General features: G+C 46.8%; 26 protein-coding genes. 18 read left to right on the forward strand and 8 right to left on the reverse strand.

Annotation, left to right across the window (positions count from 1 at the left end; translation table 11 throughout):
- Nucleotides 1-324 precede the first annotated feature (324 nt).
- From QUA99_RS18820 to QUA99_RS18860, 9 genes are all read left to right on the forward strand, one after another.
- Nucleotides 325-2,145, forward strand: a complete 1,821-nt coding sequence (locus QUA99_RS18820; RefSeq protein WP_333242284.1) for an efflux RND transporter periplasmic adaptor subunit — start codon at nucleotides 325-327, stop codon at nucleotides 2,143-2,145.
- Between the two features lie 203 nt (nucleotides 2,146-2,348).
- Nucleotides 2,349-3,614, forward strand: coding sequence for an ABC transporter permease (locus tag QUA99_RS18825; RefSeq protein ID WP_333242287.1), 1,266 nt, complete (start codon nucleotides 2,349-2,351; stop codon nucleotides 3,612-3,614).
- Nucleotides 3,615-4,110: 496 nt separating this feature from the next.
- A complete protein-coding gene (locus QUA99_RS18830) occupies nucleotides 4,111-4,446 on the forward strand; it encodes a cation:proton antiporter subunit C (RefSeq protein ID WP_333242290.1) in 336 nt (111 codons plus the stop codon).
- On the forward strand, nucleotides 4,443-5,873 hold the full coding sequence (locus tag QUA99_RS18835; RefSeq protein WP_333242293.1) for a cation:proton antiporter: 1,431 nt from the start codon (nucleotides 4,443-4,445) through the stop codon (nucleotides 5,871-5,873). The genes QUA99_RS18830 and QUA99_RS18835 overlap by 4 nt, the downstream gene beginning before the upstream one ends.
- Nucleotides 5,870-6,253 (forward strand): Na+/H+ antiporter subunit E, encoded by a 384-nt coding sequence (locus tag QUA99_RS18840; protein ID WP_333242296.1) that lies wholly within the window; start codon nucleotides 5,870-5,872, stop codon nucleotides 6,251-6,253. The genes QUA99_RS18835 and QUA99_RS18840 overlap by 4 nt, the downstream gene beginning before the upstream one ends.
- A 149-nt stretch (nucleotides 6,254-6,402) precedes the next feature.
- Nucleotides 6,403-6,633, forward strand: a complete 231-nt coding sequence (locus QUA99_RS18845; RefSeq protein ID WP_333242352.1) for a hypothetical protein — start codon at nucleotides 6,403-6,405, stop codon at nucleotides 6,631-6,633.
- Complete coding sequence (locus QUA99_RS18850; protein WP_333242299.1) at nucleotides 6,630-6,917, forward strand: monovalent cation/H(+) antiporter subunit G; 288 nt, start codon at nucleotides 6,630-6,632, stop codon at nucleotides 6,915-6,917. The genes QUA99_RS18845 and QUA99_RS18850 overlap by 4 nt, the downstream gene beginning before the upstream one ends.
- On the forward strand, nucleotides 6,907-7,494 hold the full coding sequence (locus QUA99_RS18855; RefSeq protein WP_333242302.1) for a DUF4040 domain-containing protein: 588 nt from the start codon (nucleotides 6,907-6,909) through the stop codon (nucleotides 7,492-7,494). Before QUA99_RS18850 ends, QUA99_RS18855 begins: the two co-directional genes overlap by 11 nt.
- A complete protein-coding gene (locus QUA99_RS18860) occupies nucleotides 7,494-8,159 on the forward strand; it encodes a Na(+)/H(+) antiporter subunit B (RefSeq protein WP_333242305.1) in 666 nt (221 codons plus the stop codon). Before QUA99_RS18855 ends, QUA99_RS18860 begins: the two co-directional genes overlap by 1 nt.
- 301 nt (nucleotides 8,160-8,460) lie before the next feature.
- Here QUA99_RS18860 and QUA99_RS18865 read toward each other — a convergent pair whose 3' ends face one another.
- The 7 genes from QUA99_RS18865 to ndhC form a co-directional block, all read right to left on the reverse strand.
- Entirely contained in the window at nucleotides 8,461-9,081 is a 621-nt protein-coding gene (locus QUA99_RS18865) for a Uma2 family endonuclease (protein ID WP_333242308.1), read from the reverse strand.
- Between the two features lie 50 nt (nucleotides 9,082-9,131).
- Nucleotides 9,132-10,595: a class I SAM-dependent methyltransferase gene (locus QUA99_RS18870; RefSeq protein ID WP_333242311.1), complete on the reverse strand. Its 1,464-nt coding sequence runs from the start codon at nucleotides 10,593-10,595 to the stop codon at nucleotides 9,132-9,134.
- The gene (locus tag QUA99_RS18875; protein WP_333242314.1) at nucleotides 10,592-11,254 is read right to left on the reverse strand and encodes a restriction endonuclease; all 663 of its coding nucleotides are present in this window, start codon (nucleotides 11,252-11,254) and stop codon (nucleotides 10,592-10,594) included. The genes QUA99_RS18870 and QUA99_RS18875 overlap by 4 nt, the downstream gene beginning before the upstream one ends.
- A gap of 132 nt (nucleotides 11,255-11,386) precedes the next feature.
- Nucleotides 11,387-11,635 (reverse strand): DUF4926 domain-containing protein, encoded by a 249-nt coding sequence (locus tag QUA99_RS18880; RefSeq protein WP_333242317.1) that lies wholly within the window; start codon nucleotides 11,633-11,635, stop codon nucleotides 11,387-11,389.
- 232 nt (nucleotides 11,636-11,867) lie between these two features.
- The gene (locus tag QUA99_RS18885) at nucleotides 11,868-12,371 is read right to left on the reverse strand and encodes an NAD(P)H-quinone oxidoreductase subunit J (protein WP_333242320.1); all 504 of its coding nucleotides are present in this window, start codon (nucleotides 12,369-12,371) and stop codon (nucleotides 11,868-11,870) included.
- Nucleotides 12,364-13,089 (reverse strand): photosynthetic/respiratory NAD(P)H-quinone oxidoreductase subunit K, encoded by a 726-nt coding sequence (gene ndhK / locus QUA99_RS18890; RefSeq protein ID WP_333242323.1) that lies wholly within the window; start codon nucleotides 13,087-13,089, stop codon nucleotides 12,364-12,366. The genes QUA99_RS18885 and ndhK overlap by 8 nt, the downstream gene beginning before the upstream one ends.
- Nucleotides 13,080-13,442 carry a photosynthetic/respiratory NAD(P)H-quinone oxidoreductase subunit C gene (ndhC, locus tag QUA99_RS18895; protein ID WP_006635500.1) on the reverse strand — a complete coding sequence of 121 codons (363 nt, stop codon included), beginning with the start codon at nucleotides 13,440-13,442 and terminating at the stop codon, nucleotides 13,080-13,082. Before ndhC ends, ndhK begins: the two co-directional genes overlap by 10 nt.
- A 162-nt stretch (nucleotides 13,443-13,604) precedes the next feature.
- Between ndhC and QUA99_RS18900 the strand changes: the two genes are divergently transcribed.
- From QUA99_RS18900 to QUA99_RS18930, 7 genes are all read left to right on the forward strand, one after another.
- Nucleotides 13,605-13,940 carry a rubredoxin gene (locus QUA99_RS18900; protein ID WP_333133078.1) on the forward strand — a complete coding sequence of 112 codons (336 nt, stop codon included), beginning with the start codon at nucleotides 13,605-13,607 and terminating at the stop codon, nucleotides 13,938-13,940.
- A complete protein-coding gene (locus QUA99_RS18905; protein WP_333242327.1) occupies nucleotides 13,927-14,940 on the forward strand; it encodes a photosynthesis system II assembly factor Ycf48 in 1,014 nt (337 codons plus the stop codon). Before QUA99_RS18900 ends, QUA99_RS18905 begins: the two co-directional genes overlap by 14 nt.
- A gap of 56 nt (nucleotides 14,941-14,996) precedes the next feature.
- Nucleotides 14,997-15,245, forward strand: coding sequence for a cytochrome b559 subunit alpha (gene psbE / locus QUA99_RS18910; protein ID WP_006635503.1), 249 nt, complete (start codon nucleotides 14,997-14,999; stop codon nucleotides 15,243-15,245).
- A gap of 20 nt (nucleotides 15,246-15,265) precedes the next feature.
- Complete coding sequence (gene psbF / locus QUA99_RS18915) at nucleotides 15,266-15,403, forward strand: cytochrome b559 subunit beta (RefSeq protein WP_006635504.1); 138 nt, start codon at nucleotides 15,266-15,268, stop codon at nucleotides 15,401-15,403.
- A gap of 9 nt (nucleotides 15,404-15,412) precedes the next feature.
- Nucleotides 15,413-15,535 carry a photosystem II reaction center protein L gene (locus QUA99_RS18920; RefSeq protein ID WP_106146846.1) on the forward strand — a complete coding sequence of 41 codons (123 nt, stop codon included), beginning with the start codon at nucleotides 15,413-15,415 and terminating at the stop codon, nucleotides 15,533-15,535.
- A gap of 69 nt (nucleotides 15,536-15,604) precedes the next feature.
- Complete coding sequence (locus QUA99_RS18925; RefSeq protein WP_015176851.1) at nucleotides 15,605-15,727, forward strand: photosystem II reaction center protein J; 123 nt, start codon at nucleotides 15,605-15,607, stop codon at nucleotides 15,725-15,727.
- Between the two features lie 461 nt (nucleotides 15,728-16,188).
- The gene (locus QUA99_RS18930) at nucleotides 16,189-18,441 is read left to right on the forward strand and encodes a transglycosylase domain-containing protein (RefSeq protein WP_333242330.1); all 2,253 of its coding nucleotides are present in this window, start codon (nucleotides 16,189-16,191) and stop codon (nucleotides 18,439-18,441) included.
- Nucleotides 18,442-18,463: 22 nt separating this feature from the next.
- Here QUA99_RS18930 and QUA99_RS18935 read toward each other — a convergent pair whose 3' ends face one another.
- Nucleotides 18,464-20,875, reverse strand: coding sequence for a c-type heme family protein (locus QUA99_RS18935; protein WP_333242333.1), 2,412 nt, complete (start codon nucleotides 20,873-20,875; stop codon nucleotides 18,464-18,466).
- 143 nt (nucleotides 20,876-21,018) lie between these two features.
- Here QUA99_RS18935 and QUA99_RS18940 point away from each other — a divergent pair, with 143 nt between their 5' ends.
- On the forward strand, nucleotides 21,019-22,044 hold the full coding sequence (locus QUA99_RS18940; protein WP_333242336.1) for a response regulator: 1,026 nt from the start codon (nucleotides 21,019-21,021) through the stop codon (nucleotides 22,042-22,044).
- 259 nt (nucleotides 22,045-22,303) lie between these two features.
- Nucleotides 22,304-22,987, forward strand: coding sequence for a response regulator transcription factor (locus QUA99_RS18945; protein ID WP_333242339.1), 684 nt, complete (start codon nucleotides 22,304-22,306; stop codon nucleotides 22,985-22,987).
- Nucleotides 22,988-23,268: the final 281 nt, after the last annotated feature.

Consider the following 23,268-nt stretch of genomic DNA (forward strand, 5'->3'; position numbering starts at 1 on the left):
ATGGTTATTAAATGGGAGCGAAAAATCAAAAATAAAGGCAATGCTATTTTATCCGGTTTAGCTGCGTAGCAGCTTATTTATGCTTCGCGATCGCCAGCCCAAAATGCTCACTCATCCCAAAATTCGTGGTGTAACACCCTCGCGGGTGCCAAAGGTGGGATCAATTTTAGCGTGAGGTTCTTTCTCTAGAGTCATGTTTAAGTCGTCCAGGACTGTGAGTGACTTGGCGCCACCACAAACGCAAAAACTCGATGAGACTTAAATTGAACGTTTTCGGTTCCCGATCGGTCTAAATTCAACAGACGCCCGATCGGTCTAATTTATATGTACTTAGTAAAGCACTTTCAGATTAAAAAAGAGCTGAGTCCCTGGCTTAGCGGGCTCCTTGCCACTTCCCTGCTGGCAGGAGTAGGCTACACAGCTTACAGCCAACTCACAGTCAAATCCAGCCGCGAAACCAGACGCCAGGAAAAAACCGTTGCTGTCGAAAGGGTGAACCTGCCGATTACAATTTCGGCAAACGGCACAATTGTGCCCGAACGTTCCGTTAACGTCAGCCCCAAAACTTCAGGAATGCTCAAAAGTTTGCTTGTCAAGGAAGGAGATAGAGTTGAACAAGGGCAGATTCTCGCCTACATGGACGACTCCAACCTCCAAGGGCAACTTACCCAAACTCGCGGACAACTCGCAGCCGCAGAAGCAAACCTGGAAAAATTGGTCAACGGCACTCGAACTCAGGACATTGCTGTGGCTAAGGCAGTGTTAGCTGAACAACAGGCAAGTCTGGAAAAATTGCTCAACGGCAATCGAAGCCAAGACATTGCTGTAGCTGAGGCAGCGTTAGCGGAACAACAGGCAAGTCTGGAAAAATTGCTCAACGGCAATCGAAGCCAAGATATTGCTGTAGCGGAGGCAGCGCTAGCTGAACAACAGGCAAATTTACAAAAATTGCTTAAGGGGAATCGGCCTGAAGACATCGCCCAAGCAACCGCCAAACTCAGAGATGCCGAATACGCCAAAAACCAAGCTGAGGAAGACTTTCAGAGAAATCAGGAACTCTATAATGCCGGGGCGATTGCTTTGCAAGTTGTCAACAACTCCCGCACCGCGCGCGATCGAGCTCAAACGCTAGTCAGGCAAGCCGAACAAGCTGTAGCTTTGCTGCAAGCGGGTACTCGCCCCGAAGAAATCGCTGCGGCGCGGGCTGCTGTGGAGCAAAAACGGCAAGCTTTGACCCTGGCGCGATCGGGCGCACGCCCGGAAGACATCGCTGCAGGACGGGCCGCAGTGGAGCAAAAACGGCAAGCTTTGGCCCTGGCGCGATCGGGCGCACGCCCGGAAGAAATCGCTGCGGCGCAGGCCGCCGTCGAGCAAAAACAGCAAGCTTTGGCGCTGCTAGAAGCAGGTTCCCGCCCCGAAGACATCGCCCAAGCCCGCGCCCAAGTTCTTGCAGCTAGAGGCAGCCTGCAAAGCGTTCAAGCCCAGATCGACGATACTGTGCTGCGGGCTCCTTTCACCGGCACTGTCACCCGCAAGTACGCAGATCCGGGCGCTTTTGTGACTCCCACGACGGCAGGTAGTGCGGTTTCTTCGGCGACTTCTTCTTCGATTTTGTCCTTAGCTTCAAAAAATCAATTAGTAGCAAACGTAGCAGAAACTAATATTTCTCAGATTAAGATCGGCCAGGCTGCGTCTATTCAAGCCGATGCTTTTGCGGGAAAGACTTTTGCAGGTAAAATCAGTCAAATTTCGCCTCAGTCGATCGTCCTGCAAAATGTGACAAGTTTTGAGGTTAAAGCGGCAATTATTAATGACGATCGAGAAATGCTGCGATCGGGTATGAATGTGAATGTGGAATTTAAGGCCGGTGAACTTAAAAATGTTTTGGTAGTTCCGACTGCGGCAATTGTCCGCCAACAAAGGGAAACGGGGGTTTTTGTTCCCGGTTCAGAAGATGGCAAACCTGCTTTTATGCCGATTAAGACTGGTATGACTGTGGATGACAAGACGGAAGTGCGATCGGGTTTGAAAGGAAATGAAAAAGTGCTGCTTAGCTTGCCCCCCGGATTGCGGCCTCGATCCCAAAATCCATCGCCGGGCGGGATTCCGGGTTTGCAACCGGGTGGTGGCGCGCGCTTGCGTTAGTGGGAAGAAAGAAGAAAAGCACTACACGGATTTTGACACGGATACACGGATTAATTATTGAGTGTGAGTCATATCAAATATGTTGGCATCAGAATTCTCGATCTCTTTCTTCTCTCCCTCTGTGTTCTCTGCGCTCTCTGCGGTTAAAAAAATCTTAATCCTCACCACTTAGGCATTACCTATTACCTATTCCCAACTACCTAATGAAATTACAAACTCGCCCAGTGATTAAGAAAATCTCTAACGTTCAAATCGCTTTCATGGCGACAGAGGCGCTGTGGAATAACAAATTGCGTACCAGTTTAACTATGCTGGGCGTAATTATTGGGATATCTTCGGTAATTGCCATTACTTCGGTGGGACAGGGAGTACAAAAATCAACTGAAGAACAGTTAAAGGCTTTGGGTACAAATGTGCTGTTGGTGTTATCCGGCGCTGCGCGATCGGGCGGTGTCAGTCAGGGAAGCGGTTCTGCTACTACCCTTACTTGGGATGACGCTAAGGCGATCGGCAAACAAGCTCCTGCTGTTAAGGCAATTTCGGCTTATTTGCAGCGCCAAGTGCAAGTCGTTTATGGCGGACAAAATTCATTTACTGCTATTTTGGGAACGGATTTAAATTATCCCGATGTCAAGAACATTCAACCTCAACAAGGACGGTTTTTTAACGAGGATGAATTGAATGCTGCTGAGCCAGTGGTTGTCCTCGGTTCTAAGGTTCGAGACGAACTTTTTGGAGCCGGAGTTAATGCGCTATCCTCTGATATTCGGATTCAGGGCAACCGCTACAAGGTCATTGGAGTGATGGAAAGCAAGGGGTCTGTAGGGGGAACAGATCAGGACGATCGAGTGTATATTCCCCTGAAAAATATGTCTTCGCGGATTGTGGGGAGAAATTCTTTAGCGGGGATTGCAATATCGGGTTTTTGGTTGGAAACGGCGGGCGAAGCGGATTTAGCGGATGCTCAATTTCAAGTGGAAAATATCATGCGCTTGCGCCACAATATTTATCCGCCACAACCGGATGATTTTCGAGTTGTCAATCAAGCTGAGATAGTTAATACTTTCAGCAATGTGATCGGTTTATTTACGGTTATGATCGGAGCGATCGCCGGAATTTCTTTGGTGGTTGGCGGCATCGGTATTGCTAATATTATGTTGGTGTCTGTTGTGGAGCGCACTAAGGAAATCGGGATTCGCAAAGCGGTAGGTGCTACTAATGCAGCAATTCTCATTCAATTTATGGCGGAATCTATTTTAGTTTCCACGGTGGGGGGAACGGCGGGTATTGGGTTGGGAATTGCGATCGCCTTTGGGGCTTCGACAGCGTTCAAATTTCCGTTTGTGGTTTCTGTATGGTCGATTACAGCAGGTTTTGGGCTATCCTTTACTGTAGGCTTATTAGCTGGAGTATTGCCGGCTCGGAATGCGGCTCGCTTAGATCCGATCGCAGCTTTGCGGAATGATTGAAGTTAGTGACGTTTGCCCCAGTTAAATTGAACAGTCCTGGACGCACGAGCGGTCTGAAACCGGGTTTGATGGACGATCGGACTTCGTTGTCGGCCGCAGATTCGCTAACGCGACTCAGACAAAAATCACGTCTAAACAGGCTGCAAACGCTGACAGGCAAAGGGTTTGAGGTTTAATCGGGTTCGGTCGAGAACTGATAAGGGTTTGGGATCTGACCAAAAATTTCAAAGGTGGTACCCGCCACGCGATTTATCCGTGGAATCAATCCCAAATCTAAAATCGAAAATCCTCAAGAAAGAGCATTTATCTCGCGCAAGTAAATCTCAAATCTCAAATCTCAAATCGCGCAATCGATTGACGGGGCCTCAAACTCTTTTCCTTACCTAGACAGCTTTTCAGGTCTTTGAGGGGCTAGAAAATGTCTAAGTCCCATTAGAAATAATATACCTTTATTCAAATATAATAACAAAAACCCCTTATCCAACAGGCAATTTCCATGTTAGAAGCATTGGTATTGGCGACAGTATTTTGCGGATTTTTTGGTATCATCTTTAAAAAGAACCTGATCATGAAAATCGTCTGTATGGATGTCATGAGTACAGGGGTTATAGCCTATTACGTGGTGGTGGCATCGCGAGCAGGCTGGCTGACACCAATTATTTCAAAGGGGAAAAGTGTCGCTTACGCCGATCCGGTGCCCCAGGCGGTGATCTTAACGGCGATCGTGATCGGCTTTTCGATTCAGGCTTTAATGCTGGTCAGTGTGATGAAGCTGGCACGAGATAATCCGACATTAGAAAGTAACGAAATCGAGATCGATAACACGCCATGAATACCCTGACGCTAGCCTGGATTGGACTCCCGTTTTTTGTCGGGTTTAGTATTTATTTGATTCCGAAGCTTGATAAGTATCTCGCAATATTCGGAGCGCTCGTATCTGCTGCCTATGCGTTCCTGCTTTTTGCTATGCCGTCAGCGGTGACGCTGGAGTTACTGGATAATTTCAGTGTCACGTTGTTAGTCGATCGCTTGAGTGGCTATTTCATCTTAACCAATGCCTTAGTCACAGCAGCGGTGATTATCTACTGTTGGCCCACAGATAAGACGGCATTTTTTTATGCACAGATTCTCATGGTGCACGGCAGCCTGAATGCGGCTTTTGCCTCTACTGATTTTATCAGTTTATATGTCGCATTAGAGGTCAGCGGCATTGCGGCGTTTCTCTTGATTTCCTATCCTCGCACCGATCGCTCGATTTGGGTGGCTTTGCGCTATCTATTTATTAGCAATACGGCAATGCTGTTTTATCTAGTCGGTGCCGTGCTGGTTTATAAGGCAAGTCATTCGTTTAGTTTTGCCGGCTTGGGTGCAGCACCCCCAGAGGCGATCGCTCTGATCTTTATGGGACTCTTGGTTAAGGGAGGTGTGTTTGTATCGGGGTTATGGCTACCGTTAACTCACTCGGAATCAGAAACGCCTGTGTCGGCTTTGCTGTCAGGGATTGTGGTCAAAGCCGGGGTATATCCCCTCGTGCGCTGTGCCCTGATGGTGGAGGAGGTGGGGGGTATCGTCCAGATATTTGGCGTCGGGACGGCGCTGCTGGGCGTGTTCTGTGCCGTTTTAGAAAAAGATAGCAAACGGATGTTGGCTTTTCACACGGTTTCGCAGTTGGGCTTTATCCTCGCTGCACCGTCCGTGGGCGGGTTTTATGCGCTGGCCCACGGTTTGGTCAAATCGTCGCTGTTTCTGATTGCAGGATCGTTACCGAGTCGTAATCTCAAAGAATTGAAACAGAAGCCGATCGATACCAAAATCTGGATTGCCTTAGTCATAGCTAGCTTATCAATCTCTGGCTTTCCCTTATTGGTTGGCTTTGGGGCAAAGGTGTTGACGGTGAAGAATTTGGGATTCTTGCCAGCGATCGGGATGAATATCGCAGCAGTTGGAACAGCAATCTCTTTTGCTAAATTCATCTTTCTACCCCGTGGCGGACAAACAGCAACAAAACCCGGTTTTTGGCCTGCGGTGTTGCTGTTACTAAGCGGGCTGATTGCAGCCAATGCTTTTGATGTTCAGGCTTATACGCTGGAAAATATGCTTAAGGCGATCGCCATCATCGGCATTGGTTGGTTAGCCTATTTTCTAATTTTTCAACGCACAGCAATCAAACTGCCACGTATGCTTGAACAATTCGATCATTTGGTCGGTTTTATGAGCTTGATTTCGCTCCTACTATTCTGGATGGCATTACCAAAATGATTGGACAGCTAATATTAAGACTGACGATCTGGTTTTTACTTACTGCCGATTTTAGTTTGGCAAATATTGCGATCGGCATCATCATTGCTGCCCTGTTGCCGCGCAGCTACGTACCCTCGGAACCTTTGAGGGAATGGTTGAGGGTGTTGGGTAAAATCTGCATGGCGATTCCGATAGCTTATTTAGAAGCATTTGAACTCATCCTCCGTCCCCACAGGCACGAAGATGTGATCCTGGAAAAAGTGCCCAACCATCGATCGCCCCTGCTGATATTCCTAGATGTCTTCCTGATCACTTTTACACCTAAGACAATTGTCGTAAAATATCACGAAGATGGTTTTTATGAAGTACATCGGGTGCGACGAACTTCTAGTAGCTAGCTGAAGTTTTTTCGGAATTATTTAACCGCAGAGGACGCAGAGAACGCAGAGGAAGAGAAGAGAGAAATCAACAATTCCGATTTAGTTAAGGAAGAAACAATCAGGAGGGCACACAATTGAACAACTTGAACAACCTGATTCTAATTTTGATGATTTTGGCTCTGCTCATACCCATGTACGAGGTATGGAAAGATCGTGATATCTGGCAGACAATGTTGGCGTTTGCCAGTATTTCGACGAAGACGGCAATCATCGCTCTCGTCATCTCAGTCTGGCGCGATGATTGGATGATCGGTGTGGTGGCGGCGATTATCCTCAGTGTGGGTAATGCTGGCTTGATGTTGTTGGCACATATAATCAAACGTATCAGTGAAGCATGATCGTAATAAATGTATTGAGCTATACCTGCATCGGTATAGGGATTTTTTTCTGGTTTTGGGGTACTTCTTACTTACTTGGGAAGCGATCGGTTTTGTATAAACTGCACAGTCTTTCGGTAGCAGATACGCTTGGATCAATGTTGATTGTCGTTGGATTGCTGCTGAAAATACCCAGTAAATGGCCTCTGCTGATTCTGGCGCTTATTTGCTTAGCAATGTGGAACACAATGCTGGGATATGTGTTGGCCTATTGTTCCAAAACAGGGACTAATTATGAACGATAATAGCTACATTTATGTACTCGTCGCTCTGCTACCCTTAGCTGCTTGTATGGTGGTATTTCAGGTCAATCCATACCACGCATTGGTACTGCGGGGGGTATTGGGAGCGATCGCCGCCTTGGTATACGCGATTTTAGGCGCGGCGGATGTGGCATTGACCGAAGCCTTGATGGGCACCCTGCTCGCGATTACACTTTATGCAGTGACGGTGCGTTCATCCCTCGTGCTGCGTCTGGGTGTAATCGCAGAGGGGACAGAGGGCGATGCTATACCAAACGACAAAACCGCAGGTCATTTTAAGCAACTGATAGAGGACATCCGCACAGTTTTTCAGAAACGCCATATGCGCCTGGAATTAGTTCCCTATGCCAGTGCACAGGCATTGCAGCGGGCGCTGATGGAAAAAGAAGTTCATGCAGCTTGTTCCCCACAACACGAACTAGAACACAGCGGCGAAGCGCAAGTTTATGACACCGCAATCAGAGTTCGGCGTGTCTATGACATCATGCAAACCGAACTTTCATCACCGGGGACAACCCTAACCTATGTAAATACACCAGACGCAGAGGAAAAGCATTGATGAAGTGGGTTTACGTTGTATCAGGGATAGCGCTGTTTGTCAAAATGCTGCTAGTCGCCAATCCAACAATGGACTTATCGCAGCAAAGTTCGATCGTCGAATTGGTTGTTCAAGATAGTGGAGTACCCAATGCGGTTTCCGGTATCATTTTGCGAAATCGGCTGTATGACACGATCTTTGAAGTCGTGGTATTTACGATCGCCATCTTGGGTGCCAGTTTTATGCTAGCAAACGAAAAGCCGTCCTGCGCCATATATCAGTTTACCGATCAACCATCGATTATTTTGGCGCGATTGGGAGCGACGATTGCCGCCTTGGTGGGTATCGAACTAGCAATTCGCGGGCATTTAAGTCCAGGGGGCGGTTTTGCGGCGGGTGTAGCGGGGGGAACTGCGATCGGCTTGGTGGCGATTACCTCATCACCGCAGTGGATGCAAGAAATCTATCAGCGCTGGCACGCCGCGACTTTGGAGAAGGTTTCGGTACTTGTTTTCATTGTATTATCCGTTATCACTCTGTCAGGATATGAGTTACCGCACGGAGATTTAGGCACACTTTTGAGCGGTGGCATTCTCCCCTTGCTCAATATCCTGGTTGCAGTCAAAGTCGCATTAGGATCGTGGGCGGTGATGTTGGTGTTTATTCGCTATCGGGGATTGCTATGAAAAATGTTCCGATCTCAAATCCATTGGCATCGAAATTATTCATTTGTTTCATTCTCTGACTCTGTGTCCTCTGTGTTCTCTGCGGTTTAATCATTCAGCAACAACCGTAAACGATATTTTACGTTTATAAAGCTTACGCACGAGCAGTCAGAAACCGGGTTTTTTGCGAAATACTTCGTTACACCCGCAGAAACGGTCAAAAACCCGGTTTCTTTGCTTTTAACAAGTAATTCCTGTGTACTCATCTGCGTTTATCTGCGTGCATCAGCGGTTAAAACATCCCAATCTCCAAGATATCAGCTTACACTAAACCAGCTCCAAAAATCTGATTTGCAGTCAGGTTCCAATCAGGAAAAGTTTGGGACACAATGCGATCGTTCTCTCGAAACTTGAGGATTTGATATTCACCATCAACCAAATTACAGACAGAAATTGTCGGTTGTTTGGGATTGCCAATAAAATTGCGTCCACCCAACGCAGCATAATCTACAATCCAATATTCAGGGATACCCATCTCCTCATAATCAGCATATTTCAAATAGTAATCATCGCGCCAATTGGTTGACACAACCTCAATTACCAAAGGTATCGATGCACCCAAACTGAGGACAGATTGTTTTTGCCACAATGTTTCGTTCACCAGATTTCCACGATTCAGCACCAACACATCAGGCAAATAACCAGAATCTTTTTCAGGAGGCCTAACTATCGCTTGGTTGGGGATACCGTATGGCAATCCCAGCCGTTTGGTTTCAAAGGAAACTTCGATTGTAAGAAACCCTTTAACTTCCTCGTGTTCGCCTACTGGTTGTGCCATCTCAACAATATCTCCATTATGCAGTTCGTAGCGTACCGCTGAATTTTCAGGCAGCCACTCCACAAATTCCTCGAAGTTTACGAGTTTGGGTAAAGCTTGAGTCATAGGTTTTCAGAATTACCGATAATATAAATTATATCTCTATCTATCTGCGTTTATCTGCGTGCATCTGCGGTTACAAATTCCAAATCTGCCAGCCTTGCTAGATTCAGACAATTTAAAATGCTGGATTTAATCGGCCGCTTTTCATCCCAAAATACGATCGCTGAATAAAAGTTAATTGCCGCCGGTGAATTCAAAAACTCAAAAGTTTGACGTGCAACTCTCTCGCTGTCAAAGCTGAGAAAGTAAACAGTATCATCGAAAATTGCAGGTTTATTAGCTATTTCACCGATTAACCTAAAATCCAATTTTTTATAAAGCCCGCAAATCGCAATTTTCCAAGGTTGGAAGCTATAATTGCCTACTCCAAAAATCGAAAATCGAGGGTTGTTTTGATAAATTTTGCTTTTGCGATTATCTAGATATTGCCCGCACTTCTCTAGATAAATTCCTGTTTTTGGAGCTATAGTGTTGATATTTTCGGTTGATTCACCGATGAATTTTTGAGTAACTAGGATATATCGATCGGTAGCATTAATGCGATTTTGAGCAACATCAGATCCTTTAAGTAGCGGAAATAGATAAGTTTCCTCAAGTTCGACAGCTTCCCCAAATCCATTGACAAACAAATTATCAATTTTCCGAAACTCCATCACATTCGAGCAGTCATGTTTGACGCCCGATCTCCATTTCGTCCCTGAATTTACAGCATATAAATTACTCAATTTATTGAAAGAATCTATATTTTTAACCAGGAGATTGTTGTGATATCCAATTCGATGGCAGTCAGAACTTTCTAAACTGCTAAATACATCGCAGAAGTAGTTTTGTGAGCTTGAGTCAAACTTGCAGTATAACAAACAGGCATCCACATTTGCACCAAAATACTTTTTAGCATCTATTTTGTAAGTTGCACAGCTAGCGAGATTAAGTTTTTTTGAATTAATGTAACTCAATAACTTTCTGGCCACGGAAGTCTTGCAAAGCATTGCCAGAGTGGCGTCACGATTTTGCAACCATTGGATCGCATGGATCAGCATCCATTCTGAGATATCGAAGTTACTTTTACCTGTTAGTGCATCTAAGCCAGTGTGCTTTTGAAAATTACTTTTTTTAGGCAAGTTTTCACTGCCAGTAGTTCCTTGTTGTGAGTTGGTCACCCAAGGAAAGTTGCCAAGTACCAGCACCCTATGATTAAATTGGTTGATTAATGATGTCCAGTCAAACTCAAAAAAATCTCCGTGCTTAACCTCACATCTTTCATCCTGTAACAATTCATGCTTAGCTCTTAATTCTCTTAAATAACTTTGATTTATTTCAACCCCGATAATCTTGCTGGCGGATGGAAACGAATTTGCAGCAGCTTTAATGAAATTACCTATCCCGCAAGTTGGCTCAATGATGACTTTGGGGTTAACATCAAGTTCTATCAATTTCCGACACACCATCTCGGCTAATTCCAGCGGTGTCTGAAAATCCCCGTATTCTAGTTTGGTTTTGCGATCGTTGGAACTCATCGGTTAGACTTATAAACTGCGATAACACCTTCCTGTTGTCCAGCACGCTCAATGACTCTTCCATACTGAAGTCGCCATTGCAACGCATTAGAAATGGTCAAAAAACCTTGCAATGGTGGGTTTCTCAGTATTTCGTCTGCAATGTTACCTGCTTCTATTTCGTCAACAGGTAGATTTTTGTCAAACATGAAAGCAAGCAAATCATCTTTATTGCCTTCATTGTCTAAAATATTGCGAATTCCACGGGTCATTTGAAAATCTGCTGTTCTTTCGGCACTCACGTAAATTGTATGCAAAATATTCAGGGTTGCACTTCGGATGGTACTGTTGTCTGTCTTTTCGTAAACAAAGATAATCAGTGAATATCCCAGCCCAAAAATCTTTTGCCTTGCAGATTTGAAAGGACATGACGACTGCGGTTGCCTAACGCTTGTTACCTTCACGTCAACCAATAGCCCAGGGAAATCGATGCCGCTTGCTGAATTACCATCTATAAATTCATACTGCTGCTTGAGATAGAGCCTAAACTTTTGCTCCAAATATGTCCCAACAGCCTTTCCGTCTGTGATGCCGTAAAGCAGAGGTTCCGGGTGTTGAGACTCGGCTGCTGAAAATATTGCCGCCTCAGAACAAAGAATTTGTACGGTCAGAGTCGTCATTTTGATGAACCACCAGATTATTTAATTTGCTGACCAATTAAACGGTATCATTAAAGATTGCAGGTTTATTACCTATTTCGCTTATCAACCTGAAATCCAATTTTTTATAAAGTCCGCAAGTTGTTGTGCCACTTATACTGTAACCATTTCGGGTTTGAGATCTGGTGATGCTGGCTCAAAGTACAACACCATGATTTGCTCTGGATGCAGCCCGACAGATTCATAAGTGCGTCCGTTACGATCGCTAAATTCCACCTCAAACGCTGTACCATCAGCCAACAGTTCGATCACTGTCCCAACTTGTCCGCGCCACAGGTTGTATTCAGGAATGTCAACGGTCAAGGCAACGACATCTAGTAATTTAATTGCATTCTTTACCACTTTTATTACATCCAGGTACTATAAATAATACTAAATCGGGGTTAGCTATCCCCTTTATAAATCTTCCACTTGGCATCATAGTCTATGCGATTGCTTCACTTCGTTCGCAATGACAATAAAAGGGGTTTCAAACCCAGATTTGGTATAATTCAAAAAATAGAGGGCGAGTTTTGCATAAAACTCAACTTTAAAAGTCCAATTTTATGCTCAAACCCGCCCTCGCAAAACTCACTTAATAAGCGTCTTGCAATTCGTAGAAATCAGGGGAAATATAATCCTTCCGCAGCGGCCAGCCTACCCAATCTTCGTTCATCAAAATCCGTTTCAGATTCGGATGTCCTTCGTAGACAATGCCGTACATATCGTAGGATTCCCGCTCTTGAAAGTCGGCTGCTTTCCAAATCCAGTAGACTGACGGTACTCTGGGATCTTCGCGGGGAATGAATACTTTGACGCGGACTTCTTCAGGCTTGGAAGCATTGTCTGTCAGCTTAGCCAAGTGGTAGACGCTGACTAAATCTTGTCCCGGCCCTTGGTCGTAGGCGCACTGGCACTGCATATAATTAAACCCGTAGGCATACAGTGCTGTTGACATCGGAATTAAGAAGTCTCGATCGACCTTTAATATCTCCACGCCCAAATTATCGGCCGCTAAAGCTTCGTGTTCAAACCCATTCTGAGTCAACCACTGGGAAACCTTCCCGGCTTCAACAATTGCAGATTCTGTCTCAGCCACGGTTTACCTCCTGTTTTTGTGCAGTCAGCAAAGCCGGCGGTACTGGCATTCCCATAGCTTCCGTCAATTCTTTCGGTGGCGCCATCCGGCCCGGAACTGACAAATATTTGCCATCCAAAATGTCGTCTACTACTTTCATTTTGTGGGGTCTGGTGTAGTAGCGGTGGGTGGGCTGCAAGTTGCCGCGTTCTTGCATCGAATCGTTGGCGATTTTTTTCCGCAGTTTGATAATTGCGTCAATAATCGCTTCTGGGCGGGGGGGACAGCCGGGGATGTACACGTCTACGGGAATCAGTTTGTCAACGCCTCTGACTGCTGTGGGGGAGTCTACGCTGAACATTCCGCCGGTGATGGTGCAAGCGCCCATCGCGATCACGTATTTGGGTTCCGGCATTTGTTCGTACAGCCGCACCAAAATGGGGGCGTACTTCATGGTAATTGTGCCGGCGGTGATTAGGAGGTCGGCTTGTCGGGGGCTCGATCGCGGTACTAAGCCGAATCTGTCGAAGTCAAAGCGCGACCCGATCAAAGCTGCAAATTCGATGAAGCAGCAAGCTGTACCGTAAAGCAGCGGCCACAAGCTCGAAAGTCTCGCCCAATTGTAGAGGTCATCAACCGTAGTTAGGATGACATTCTCTGATAATTCGGATGTGACTTCAGGGCGAATAGCGGGGTTGACAATTAGAGGTTTTTGTGATTTGTCAGAACTTAAGACCATTCCAAGGCTCCTTTGCGCCATGCATAGACAAGAGCAATAACGAGGATCGTGATAAAAAACAAGGCTTCGATGAAAGCCAACAGTCCTAGCTGGTTGAAAGCAACCGCCCAAGGATAGAGGAAGACGGTCTCTACGTCGAAGATGACGAAGACTAGGGCGAACATATAATATCTGATGTTGAACTGAATCCAGGCTCCGCCGATCGGCTCGACGCCGGATTCGTAGGTAGTGCGTCGGTCGTAGGGACGACTTTTCGGGCGCAGTACCTTAGACGCCGTGAGGGCGAGGATAGGGACTAGGCTGGAAATTAACAGGAAGCCTAAGAAATACTCGTAGCCGCTGAGTGCAAACACGGTGAATAATTACTGCCTAGGTGAAAGGGTTCTGTAACTTGTCTGTTACATTATATAGATTTTGGGTAGCTAAAATTACGAGTTGGTTGAGATTAATCGTCCATCTTCTGCAATAATTTTTAATGTATATTTTAAGATTAGCTTACCTACTCTTTTGGAGCTATGAGCGATCGAGCCACTGAAACTAAAACCCTCGATCGGCACGAGTGCCGCGCCTGCGGCTACGTCTACGATCCGAAAAAGGGCGATCCTAAAATTGACATTGCCCCGGGCACGGCTTTTGAAGATTTGCCCCAAACTTGGGTCTGTCCCGTTTGCGCAGCGCGCAAGTCGGCGTTTCAAAATCTCGGTCAGATGGAAGGGGTATCGGGATTTAAGGCAAATCAGCGTTACGGTGTCGGTGTCAACGGCATGACCGAAGGTCAGAAAAGTTTGCTGATTTTTGGCGGCTTGGTCGTTGGTTTCTTGTTGTTACTTAGTATGTATGGTTTGCAGTAAGACGATTGTGAGATTTTGGCAACGAATTGTAATGTTATTGGCCGCTGCGCTTATCTGTACGAGTTGCAGCACCATCGGTTCTGTGAGTTACAACCCCTGGCAAGTGATTTCCTTGCCGACGGAAGCTAATTTGCAGGATATTGCCTTTACGGGCAATCCTCAGCACGGCTGGGTTGTGGGTTCTGAGGCGACTCTGCTCGAAACGCTTGACGGCGGTACTAGCTGGAAGTCCATAGCACTAGATATCGACGAGCCGAGGTCGCGTTTTGCGTCGGTCAGTTTTTCTGGTTCAGAAGGCTGGATTGTCGGCCAGCCTTCTGTTTTGCTCCACACGAACGATGAGGGCAAGTCTTGGACGCGGATTGCTTTGAGCTCTCAGTTGCCCGGTTCTCCGAGTACGATCGCGGCTTTGGGCCCGAATTCCGCCGAGATGACCACCGATGTGGGGGCGATTTACCGGACTTCTGACGGCGGCAAAAATTGGAAAGCTGTCGTGCAGGATTCTTTTGGGGTAGTTCGCAATATCAACCGTTCTGAAGACGGAAAGTATGTTGCGGTTTCCTCGAAGGGCAATTTCTATTCGGTGTGGAAACCCGGACAAGAAGCTTGGGAACCTCACAACCGCAACAGTTCTCGCCGCCTGCAAAATATGGGTTTTACCAAGGACGGGCGTTTGTGGATGCTCGCCCGCGGCGGTCAGATTCAGTTTAGCGACCCGGAAAGTGCTGAAGGTTGGGGAAAACCGTTTTTTCCCGATCGCAAGGCGAGTTGGGGTTTGCTGGACATGGCTTACCGGACTGATAATGAAGTTTGGGTAGCCGGCGGCGGCGGCAATTTGCTGTGCAGTTTGGACGGCGGGAAAACTTGGCTAAAAGACCGCGAAGTTGAAGATGTTCCTGCTAATTTTTACAGGATTGTCTTTATGGGCCCCGATCGCGGATTTGTGCTCGGCGCGAGCGGTACTCTACTTAAATATCAAGGTTCAGCGCAAGCTGCTTGATAGTAGAATAGTAATAGAGATTGTCTGTCGATTTGTTGTTGAAAGGAGGATTCTAAATGGCTGGTACAACTGGAGAACGTCCGTTTGGGGACATTATTACAAGTATCCGTTATTGGGTAATTCACAGCATCACCATTCCGGCTTTGTTTATTGCTGGATGGCTGTTTGTGCAAACGGGTTTGGCTTACGATGCTTTCGGAACTCCTCGCCCTAACCAGTATTTCACACCGCAGCGGGAAGAAGTGCCGATTATCTCGGATCGCTTTGAAGCTAAGAAACAAGTAGATCAGTTCATTGCCAAGTAATTTAACAAGGATTTGGAAAAATGACGAGCAGAACCCCAAACAATGAGCCAATTTCGTATCCGATTTTTACGGTGCGGTGGTTGGCAGTTCATACTTTAGGTGTCCCAACAATTTTCTTTTTGGGCGCGATCGCAGCAATGCAATTTATTCAACGATAGGAGTTTACAATGCCTGAGCGCGTTCCTAATCCCAACGAGCAGCCTGTTGAGTTAAATCGGACTTCTCTTTATTTGGGTCTGTTGATGATTTTTACTCTGGGTATTTTGTTTTCCAGTTATTTCTTTAATTAACTGGTGTCTGAGTTGGCTTTCAAGAGTTCGATCGAATGTATTTAGCTGTGAAGTAGTGAGGTGATGGCTATGTTTAGTGAAAGTGGCAGAATTCCTTTGTGGCTGGTAGCTACTGTTGCAGGCCTCGGTGTTCTGAGCATTGTGGCTCTTTTCTTCTACGGTGCTTATGCCGGTTTGGGTTCTTCGATGTAAGGAGAATCAAGCTGATTTTCGGCTTTTAACCCCCCTGGAAAAAGGGGGGTTTTAATTATAGCCCTTCTCAGATAGATGAGGTACAAGTTGAGATTTGAGATTTGAGATTTGAGATTTGAGATTGGGGAATTGGGGAATTGTTAATTAATTCGTGAATACCTCATCTTTCCGAGAACCGCTATATGCGAAGTTTGTTGGTAAATCGGGGATAACTGTTATCGATAGTGTGGATTTGTTGGCAAGTTTATGAGAATTTAATCATCGGGTGAAAGGGGGATTTTTGGTGGTTGGGTAGAGATTTGCTCAATAAACGGATTCCGGGCAGGTTCACCAATAACTCCAAAATAGATCGCCACTAGCAGACGATCGCTAAGAGAGTGTGAGCCGATCGTGAAATTGGCCAAAAGTTGCGAGTAGAATGGTGCAAGAGCCGATCGCTCGATCGTAGTGCACAGCGAAATATGACCCCACCGCAGCCGCCCCGCAAACCTCAAACCGTCTTGGGTGCGATTACCCAAGCAGTCCAGACTATTGCCAAGGTTAATTTTAACCAGCTAGCGCTGAAACCGAATGCCAAAGTACCCGAACTGTGGGTACAGGATGCGGGTGCAGCTAAAGCTGAGGTTTATCCGCTGTTGGGCGATCGATATTTGTTAGGTCGATCGTCCAAATCTTCAGATATTGTAGTTCGCAATCCCGTTGTCAGTCACGTGCACTTATCCCTGTCGCGGGATACTCGGCGGCGGACTCCTTTTGTCATCAAAGATGAAGACTCCACCAACGGTATTTACAGGGGCAAAAGGCGAGTTAAAAATATGTCCCTGCGTCACGGAGACGTATTCACTTTAGGGCCGCCGGAACTAGCCGCCGCTGTCAGAATTCAGTACGTAGATCCGCCGCCTTGGTATTTGCAACTTTTGCGTTACAGCTTTTACGGCGTCAGCGGCATCACCGCTTTGATTGCCGTGTTGGTAGGTATGGAATCGACAAAGTTTCAAGTGCGGCCTCTGCCGAGAAGTATCAATGGCCCCGTGATTGTTTACGCCCGCGACGGGCAAACTCCGCTGCGTCCTCCTCAGAATAACGCTCACTTAGAATTAAAACAATTGCAGGATTTTTCGCCTTATTTATCCAAGGCGGTACTTGCTTCGGAAGACAGCCGCTACAATTGGCATTTGGGGGTAGATCCGATCGGAGTTTTGCGCGCGCTTTTAACCAATGTTCGCGGGGGAGGAATTCGCGAAGGCGGGAGCACTGTGACGCAGCAGTTAGCGAGGAGTTTGTTTCGAGATTATGTGGGAACTCAAGATTCGGCAGGACGTAAGTTACGGGAAGCTGTAGTTGCCCTGAAACTGGAGAATTATTACAGCAAAGATGAGCTGTTGCTGACTTATTTGAATCGCGTGTTTTTGGGAATTGACCTTTACGGTTTTGAGGATGCAGCTCGGTTTTATTTTGGGAAGTCGGCGAAGGATTTAACGTTGTCAGAAGCGGCAACTTTGGCGGGAATTTTGCCGGCGCCAAACAGTTTTAATCCGATTCAAAATTATCAGTTGGCGGTAGAGTACCGCGATCGAGTAATCGAACGGATGCGGGCTATGGGGACGATTTCTCAGGAAGAAGCCGATCGCGCGAGGCGATCGCGAATTGAAATTAATCCCAAAGCCCGCCAATATCTGCAAAGTACGATCGCTCCTTATTTCTACAGTTATGTATTTGACGAATTGGAGTTTTTGCTGGGGGAGCAGTTAGCCAGAGAAGGCAATTTTATTGTAGAAACAGGTTTGAATCCCGGCCTGCAAAAAGTAGCTGAAGCTTCCCTCAGAAATGCTGTTGAAAATGCGGGAGCCAGTGCAGGTTTTTCTCAAGGAGCAGTGGTAACTCTCAATAGTACAACGGGGGAAGTCTTAGCTTTAGTTGGGGGCGTAGATTACTTGAAAAGTCAATTTAATCGGGCTACCCAAGCTTTGAGACAGCCCGGTTCTACATTTAAGATATTCACCTATGCAGCCGCCCTGGAACGGGGAATCTCACCCGATAAAACTTATTCTTGCGCCCCCCTTTCTTGGGGCGGACAAAGTTACAGCGGCTGCGAAAGAACCAGCGGTAGTACGGATATGTATCGGGGTTTAGCACAGTCGGAAAATGCAGTTGCTTTGAGAATAGCACAGGATGTCGGTTTAGACAATGTAGTGGGAATGGCTAGGCGTTTGGGGATTACATCTGAACTCCGTTCTAACCCAGGTTTAGTATTAGGTGAAAGTGAAGTTAACGTATTGCAATTAACGGGTGCATTCGGGGTTCTGGCGAACCGGGGTTTGGGGAATCGCCCCCACGTAATCAAGCGAATTATTGACAGCAGCGATTGCAAAGATAGAAATGATTTTAACAGTTGCCGGGTGATTTATGACTATCAAAAAGATGGTATTGCCAATCGGCAGTTAGTTTCAGAAGGCGTAGCGGATACGATGACTGATATGCTGCAAGGTGTTGTGCGGGGAGGTACGGGCAGCAGTGCTGCTTTGGGGTTGGGAGAAGCTGGAAAAACAGGCACGACTAATGATAATAGAGATTTGTGGTTTGTCGGTTATATTCCGAGTCAGCAACTGGTGACAGGAGTTTGGTTGGGAAATGATGATAATTCTCCGACTGGGGGAGGTAGTGCAAATGCCGCCCAGTTGTGGGGGGAGTATATGCGGCAGGTGGCGCGTTAAGTCATTAGTCAGCAGTCATTAATTAGCCTAGATCTGCAGGTGGAGGAACGGTTAGGGCAATGATTTCTTCATAACACAGGCGATCGGCTAAATCGTTGAGGGCGTTGGTGAGATCGGGACGATCGGCCGGGATTTGTGCAATTAACTTGCGAATTTTCTTGATATTGAGTTCGATCGCGGCTTGATGCAACTGTTCGATCCAAGCTGTTGGCATTCCTGTCAGGTCAGAAGCAGTCAGAGGGCGAAGGGATGGGGAAGAAAGCGGCTTGTCCTCGACATAAACGTAGCGAACCCCTAGATATTCTGCCATTTTGGCAAAGATAGTTTCAGTCCGAAAAGGTTTGCGTACAAAATCGTCAAACCCAGCGGCTATAGCAACTTGACGCTCTTCTTCAAAAGCGCTACCCGTCAAGGCAATAATAATAGGAAAAGGAACACCCCTAGCTTGACGGCTAGCCTCGATCTGCTGGGTGGCAGCATATCCATCCATGACAGGCATCCGAATATCCATCCAAATGAGATGCGGTTGCCAACTTTGCCAAAGCGCGATCGCCTCTTGTCCGTTAATAGCTGTTTGCACCTCAAATCCGATCGGGATTAGTAATTCCACCAACAGTTGGCGATTTTCAAGTTTATCGTCAACAACTAGAATTCGATAGCTAATTTGTCCGTCAGCCAGTCCGACAATAGATCGTTCTTGTTTTGGTGATGCGATCGCCTTTGCCGCCAACTCCACTTGAATTTCAAACCGGAAAGTGCTGCCTTTGCCGGGAATACTCTCAACACCAATCTCCCCTCCCATGAGTTGTACGAATTTCCGACTGATAGACAATCCCAGTCCCGTTCCCTCTTGAGAATACTGTCCGGTTGCAGTTTGGACGAAGGGCTCGAACAGGCGATCGCGTTCCGAGGGAGCAATGCCGGGACCAGTGTCTGCTACGGTGAATTGGAGAGTGCATTCTTCACCTCTTGTTACTTGTAGCGCGACACTTCCCGCTTGGGTAAACTTAATGGCATTACCGAGCAAATTAATTAACACCTGACGCAGTTTAGCTTCATCGGTACGAACGAATTGAGGCACCTCGCTCGAGCGACTAAACTTCAGTTGCAAACCCTTCGACTCGGCTTTCAAACGGAGCATTTGCTGTAGCGTATCTAGCAGCGCAAACAGGTCGAAATCCGTCGCTTGAAATGTTATGCGTCCCGCTTCGATCTTGGACATTTCCAAGACATTGTTAATCAACGCCAGTAGGTGTTCGCCGCTGCGATTAATTGTGTCCAAATATCGCTGTTGCGTCTGCGGCGCGAGGTTATTTACTCCAGCAGAATCGCTTGGCGATCGCAACATTAACTGAGTAAAACCGAGAATGGCATTGAGTGGAGTTCGCAACTCGTGACTCATGTTAGCCAAAAACTGACTCTTCGCCCGATCGGCTGCTTCGGCTTTGGCTTTAGCTTTCTCAGCTTCTTTCATACTATCCGCCAATTGCGCCGTGCGCTGTTCGACGGCGTGGCTGAGGTTGCGTTCGCGGGCGCTGACTTCGTGGGCCATATCCTGAAAAGTGCGGGCCAGTTGTCCGGGTTCGTCGCCTCGTTGCGCCACTTTGGCAATTTCCGGCGCGTTAAAAGCACCCACTTGTTCTGCGGTAATGGGACCGGTACTGACTCGATCGGCGATCCTGTTAAGCTGTTTGAGAGGTTGAATCACTCGCTGCTTCAACAACCAATTAATCGATAACACCGCCACCGCAAAAACAGCAGTAAAAATGCTCATCATCTGCGCCATATTGCGACGGCTGTGGGCAAAAACTTCATCAGCAGGAACGTAAACTGTTTGGGCGGCAACCACTTCATCTAACTTCCAACCAAAACCGATGCGATCGCCGTAGATAGCAATTTGACCTTTGGGGGCATCGGCGGGCTTGCCGTGACATTGCAGGCAACTGGGTTCTTTCACCGCTAGGGGTCGGGCAATGTAAAATAGGGTCGATCCGGCGGTTTTGCGGTAGCCAGAAAGTTCTGAAATATCCGGCTGACGGCGAAACTGTTCGACGAGTGCGGTTTCAAACCGATCGGCGCGATCGCGAATATTCGAGGGGTTGGGGGCTGCTTCTTTGTAAAAAAAGCCGTGGTAGTCGGGGAGATCGCGAAATCGTTCAAAAATTTCTCGCGCCGCAAAAGCGGGAATGGCTTCCGGCAGAAAGGTGGACTTGGTGTCGAGGCGATTTGCCAGCAACGGATTGATGTGATGGTTCGTGTAGTTTCGGGCAGAGTCGATCGTCTCCATCAAAATGCTTGCCCGCGTGGTAATCTCTTCTTCTGCCGCGTGTCGTAGGGTATTCCAGAGGGTGAGCCCACTCAGCAAAATACCTGCCAGAAAAACCAGGGCAAGCAAGAAGGTAAATTGCGATCCGAGTTTTAGTCTGCCCAGCATGATCTCTATCTCCGCTTTCGATCGGGTGATATTTTTTTGTTCGATATGTTTTTTGTTAAACAGGTGAATTGAAGGTTAACTTTGATTTAGAGGGAACAGGAATTCGGAAAAATTGTTCTCCCGTCCCTTCTGCGATAGATAGTATGAATGCCCCTCAACCTCCAAGTGCAGATATTCTCATCGTAGACGATACCATAGAGAATCTTCATCTGCTGTCCGAGATGCTAACGCAGCAAGGTTATGAAATTCGCATCGTCAAGAGTGGGGCAATGGCATTAAGAGGTGTGGAAGCGCAACCCCCCGATTTGATTTTACTGGATATCATGATGCCCCAGATGAATGGGTATGAAGTGTGTCAGCACTTGAAAGCTAATCCCCAAAGCAATAATATTCCGGTAATTTTTATCAGTGCGCTCAATGAAGTATTCGATAAGGTGAAAGCGTTTGCGGTGGGTGGAGCGGACTACATTACTAAACCCTTTCAAGTCGAAGAAGTCTGTGCCAGAGTGGCGCATCAATTGACGATTCGCCGCTTGCAAATGCAGGTGGAAGAGATGGCGATCGTGCAGGAACGCAATCGGATTGCCCGCGATATTCACGATTCTTTAGGTCATGCGCTGGTAGCGCTCAATTTGCATATGGAAACGGCACTGGCGATGTGGAACGAACATCCCGATCGAGCATATCCGTTTCTCGTGAAAGCCAAACAACTCGGTTCCGAGGCACTGCAAGCCGTGCGGCAATCGGTGTCGGCCATGCGAGACGATCCGTTGCAGGGGAAGGCATTGGCAGAGGCGATCGGGCATTTAATTCAAGCATTTGGGCAAACCACTGGCGTACAACCCAACTGTCAGATTCACCTCGATCGATCGGTCTCCCATGCTGTCAATATTGCCCTCTATCGAATCGTGCAAGAGGGGTTGACTAATATCTGCAAGTATGCTAAAGCAACGGCGGTACAACTTCAGATTGAATCGAATCCTGCTGGAATTTTCCTCACGCTTCAGGATAATGGTAAAGGTTTTCAAATGGGTGAGAGTCGATCGGGTTTTGGTCTTCAGGGAATGCAGGAGCGAGTGGCGGCTTTGGGTGGATCTTTAGAAATTGTCAGCGAACTCGATCGGGGATGTTGTATTAATGCTTATTTTCCAGTGATGGGTAATAGGTAATTGGTAATGATTAACATAACGAGCGTCAATGTTGTAAACCGCACGTGGGCTATAAAACACGGGCGAGCAAGATACCTGCACTGCTAATAATATCAAATCCGGTAGCATCATTATGAAGTGATGACTTTCTCTCCCCTTTCTCTGCCTCCTCTGCGTCCTCTGTGGTTTAATCATTACAAAGAAACCAAAAATAATATAAATTATAACTTTCCAATTTCAATTTAAAACTATCAACTTCAAATTTCAACTATCAACTCTTATGATTCGCATATTATTGGTTGAAGATATCGAACTGATTCGCAGTAGTTTAAAAGCGTTGTTGGAAACCCAGCCAGATTTACAAATTGTCGGGGAAGCAGACAACGGACAAAGGGCGATCGAACAACTCGAAGGATTGCATACCCAATTTTTACCGCCTGATGTCGTGCTGATGGATATCCAGATGCCGATTATGGATGGAGTGGAGGCAACTAAACACATTTGTCAGAAATATCCTGAGACAAAAATTCTGATTCTAACGACATTTAATGACACGCAATACATTGCCGAAGCGATTCGCTATGGAGCCAAAGGATATATCCTTAAGGACACGCCGGCTGCGGAATTAATCGAGGCAATTCACTCGATTTGCAAGGGTTACACTCAGTTTGGGCCGGGAATTTTGGAAAAGATGGTGGCGCAGGTATCCGCACCAAAACAGGAGAAACTCGAACTACCACCGGGGATGGCAGAACTTACGTCTAGGGAGCGAGAAGTGCTGCTGTCGATCGCCAAAGGGTTGAGCAATCGAGAAATTGCTCAGGCGCTATTTCTGTCTGAAGGCACGGTAAGAAATCATATCACTCATATTTTGACGCGATTGAATTTGCGCGATCGCACCCAAGCCGCACTCGTTGCAAATTCTTTCCTTGCTTGGTTGGAAAACTCTGAATCTTCTCAGTAATCTATTTCCCCGTATCATCGGTTTGGTATGGGCTAACCTCCGAACGCGCAACTCGTTCCCTTGTTCGATCTCCCGTGACGAAATCAAATATTGCGAATCGGAATTATTTAACCACAGAGGACGCAGAGAACACAGAGAGAGAACGGGAGCATCTCAGTTTTGCAGCCAAGCTAGAAATTGGAGTTTTGAGGCCCGAGGCTGCGGGGCAGGAGGCAGAAGGAAAGAGGCAGAAGGAAAGAGGCAGAAGGAAGGAGCCAAAAGAAGTATTTTTACAAATATGA

This window comes from Microcoleus sp. F10-B2 (genome assembly GCF_036704965.1).
Lineage (GTDB): Bacteria > Cyanobacteriota > Cyanobacteriia > Cyanobacteriales > Microcoleaceae > Microcoleus.

Bases quoted from the DNA above. Each gene is read 5' to 3' on its own strand.
- QUA99_RS18820 (WP_333242284.1), top strand. From the start codon at position 325: ATGTACTTAGTAAAGCACTTTCAGATTAAAAAAGAGCTGAGTCCCTGG.
- QUA99_RS18825 (WP_333242287.1), top strand. From the start codon at position 2,349: ATGAAATTACAAACTCGCCCAGTGATTAAGAAAATCTCTAACGTTCAA.
- QUA99_RS18830 (WP_333242290.1), top strand. From the start codon at position 4,111: ATGTTAGAAGCATTGGTATTGGCGACAGTATTTTGCGGATTTTTTGGT.
- QUA99_RS18835 (WP_333242293.1), top strand. From the start codon at position 4,443: ATGAATACCCTGACGCTAGCCTGGATTGGACTCCCGTTTTTTGTCGGG.
- QUA99_RS18840 (WP_333242296.1), top strand. From the start codon at position 5,870: ATGATTGGACAGCTAATATTAAGACTGACGATCTGGTTTTTACTTACT.
- QUA99_RS18845 (WP_333242352.1), top strand. From the start codon at position 6,403: ATGATTTTGGCTCTGCTCATACCCATGTACGAGGTATGGAAAGATCGT.
- QUA99_RS18850 (WP_333242299.1), top strand. From the start codon at position 6,630: ATGATCGTAATAAATGTATTGAGCTATACCTGCATCGGTATAGGGATT.
- QUA99_RS18855 (WP_333242302.1), top strand. From the start codon at position 6,907: ATGAACGATAATAGCTACATTTATGTACTCGTCGCTCTGCTACCCTTA.
- QUA99_RS18860 (WP_333242305.1), top strand. From the start codon at position 7,494: ATGAAGTGGGTTTACGTTGTATCAGGGATAGCGCTGTTTGTCAAAATG.
- QUA99_RS18865 (WP_333242308.1), bottom strand. From the start codon at position 9,081: ATGACTCAAGCTTTACCCAAACTCGTAAACTTCGAGGAATTTGTGGAG.
- QUA99_RS18870 (WP_333242311.1), bottom strand. From the start codon at position 10,595: ATGAGTTCCAACGATCGCAAAACCAAACTAGAATACGGGGATTTTCAG.
- QUA99_RS18875 (WP_333242314.1), bottom strand. From the start codon at position 11,254: ATGACGACTCTGACCGTACAAATTCTTTGTTCTGAGGCGGCAATATTT.
- ndhK (WP_333242323.1), bottom strand. From the start codon at position 13,089: ATGGTCTTAAGTTCTGACAAATCACAAAAACCTCTAATTGTCAACCCC.
- QUA99_RS18900 (WP_333133078.1), top strand. From the start codon at position 13,605: ATGAGCGATCGAGCCACTGAAACTAAAACCCTCGATCGGCACGAGTGC.
- QUA99_RS18905 (WP_333242327.1), top strand. From the start codon at position 13,927: ATGGTTTGCAGTAAGACGATTGTGAGATTTTGGCAACGAATTGTAATG.
- psbE (WP_006635503.1), top strand. From the start codon at position 14,997: ATGGCTGGTACAACTGGAGAACGTCCGTTTGGGGACATTATTACAAGT.
- psbF (WP_006635504.1), top strand. From the start codon at position 15,266: ATGACGAGCAGAACCCCAAACAATGAGCCAATTTCGTATCCGATTTTT.
- QUA99_RS18920 (WP_106146846.1), top strand. From the start codon at position 15,413: ATGCCTGAGCGCGTTCCTAATCCCAACGAGCAGCCTGTTGAGTTAAAT.
- QUA99_RS18925 (WP_015176851.1), top strand. From the start codon at position 15,605: ATGTTTAGTGAAAGTGGCAGAATTCCTTTGTGGCTGGTAGCTACTGTT.
- QUA99_RS18930 (WP_333242330.1), top strand. From the start codon at position 16,189: ATGACCCCACCGCAGCCGCCCCGCAAACCTCAAACCGTCTTGGGTGCG.
- QUA99_RS18935 (WP_333242333.1), bottom strand. From the start codon at position 20,875: ATGCTGGGCAGACTAAAACTCGGATCGCAATTTACCTTCTTGCTTGCC.
- QUA99_RS18940 (WP_333242336.1), top strand. From the start codon at position 21,019: ATGAATGCCCCTCAACCTCCAAGTGCAGATATTCTCATCGTAGACGAT.
- QUA99_RS18945 (WP_333242339.1), top strand. From the start codon at position 22,304: ATGATTCGCATATTATTGGTTGAAGATATCGAACTGATTCGCAGTAGT.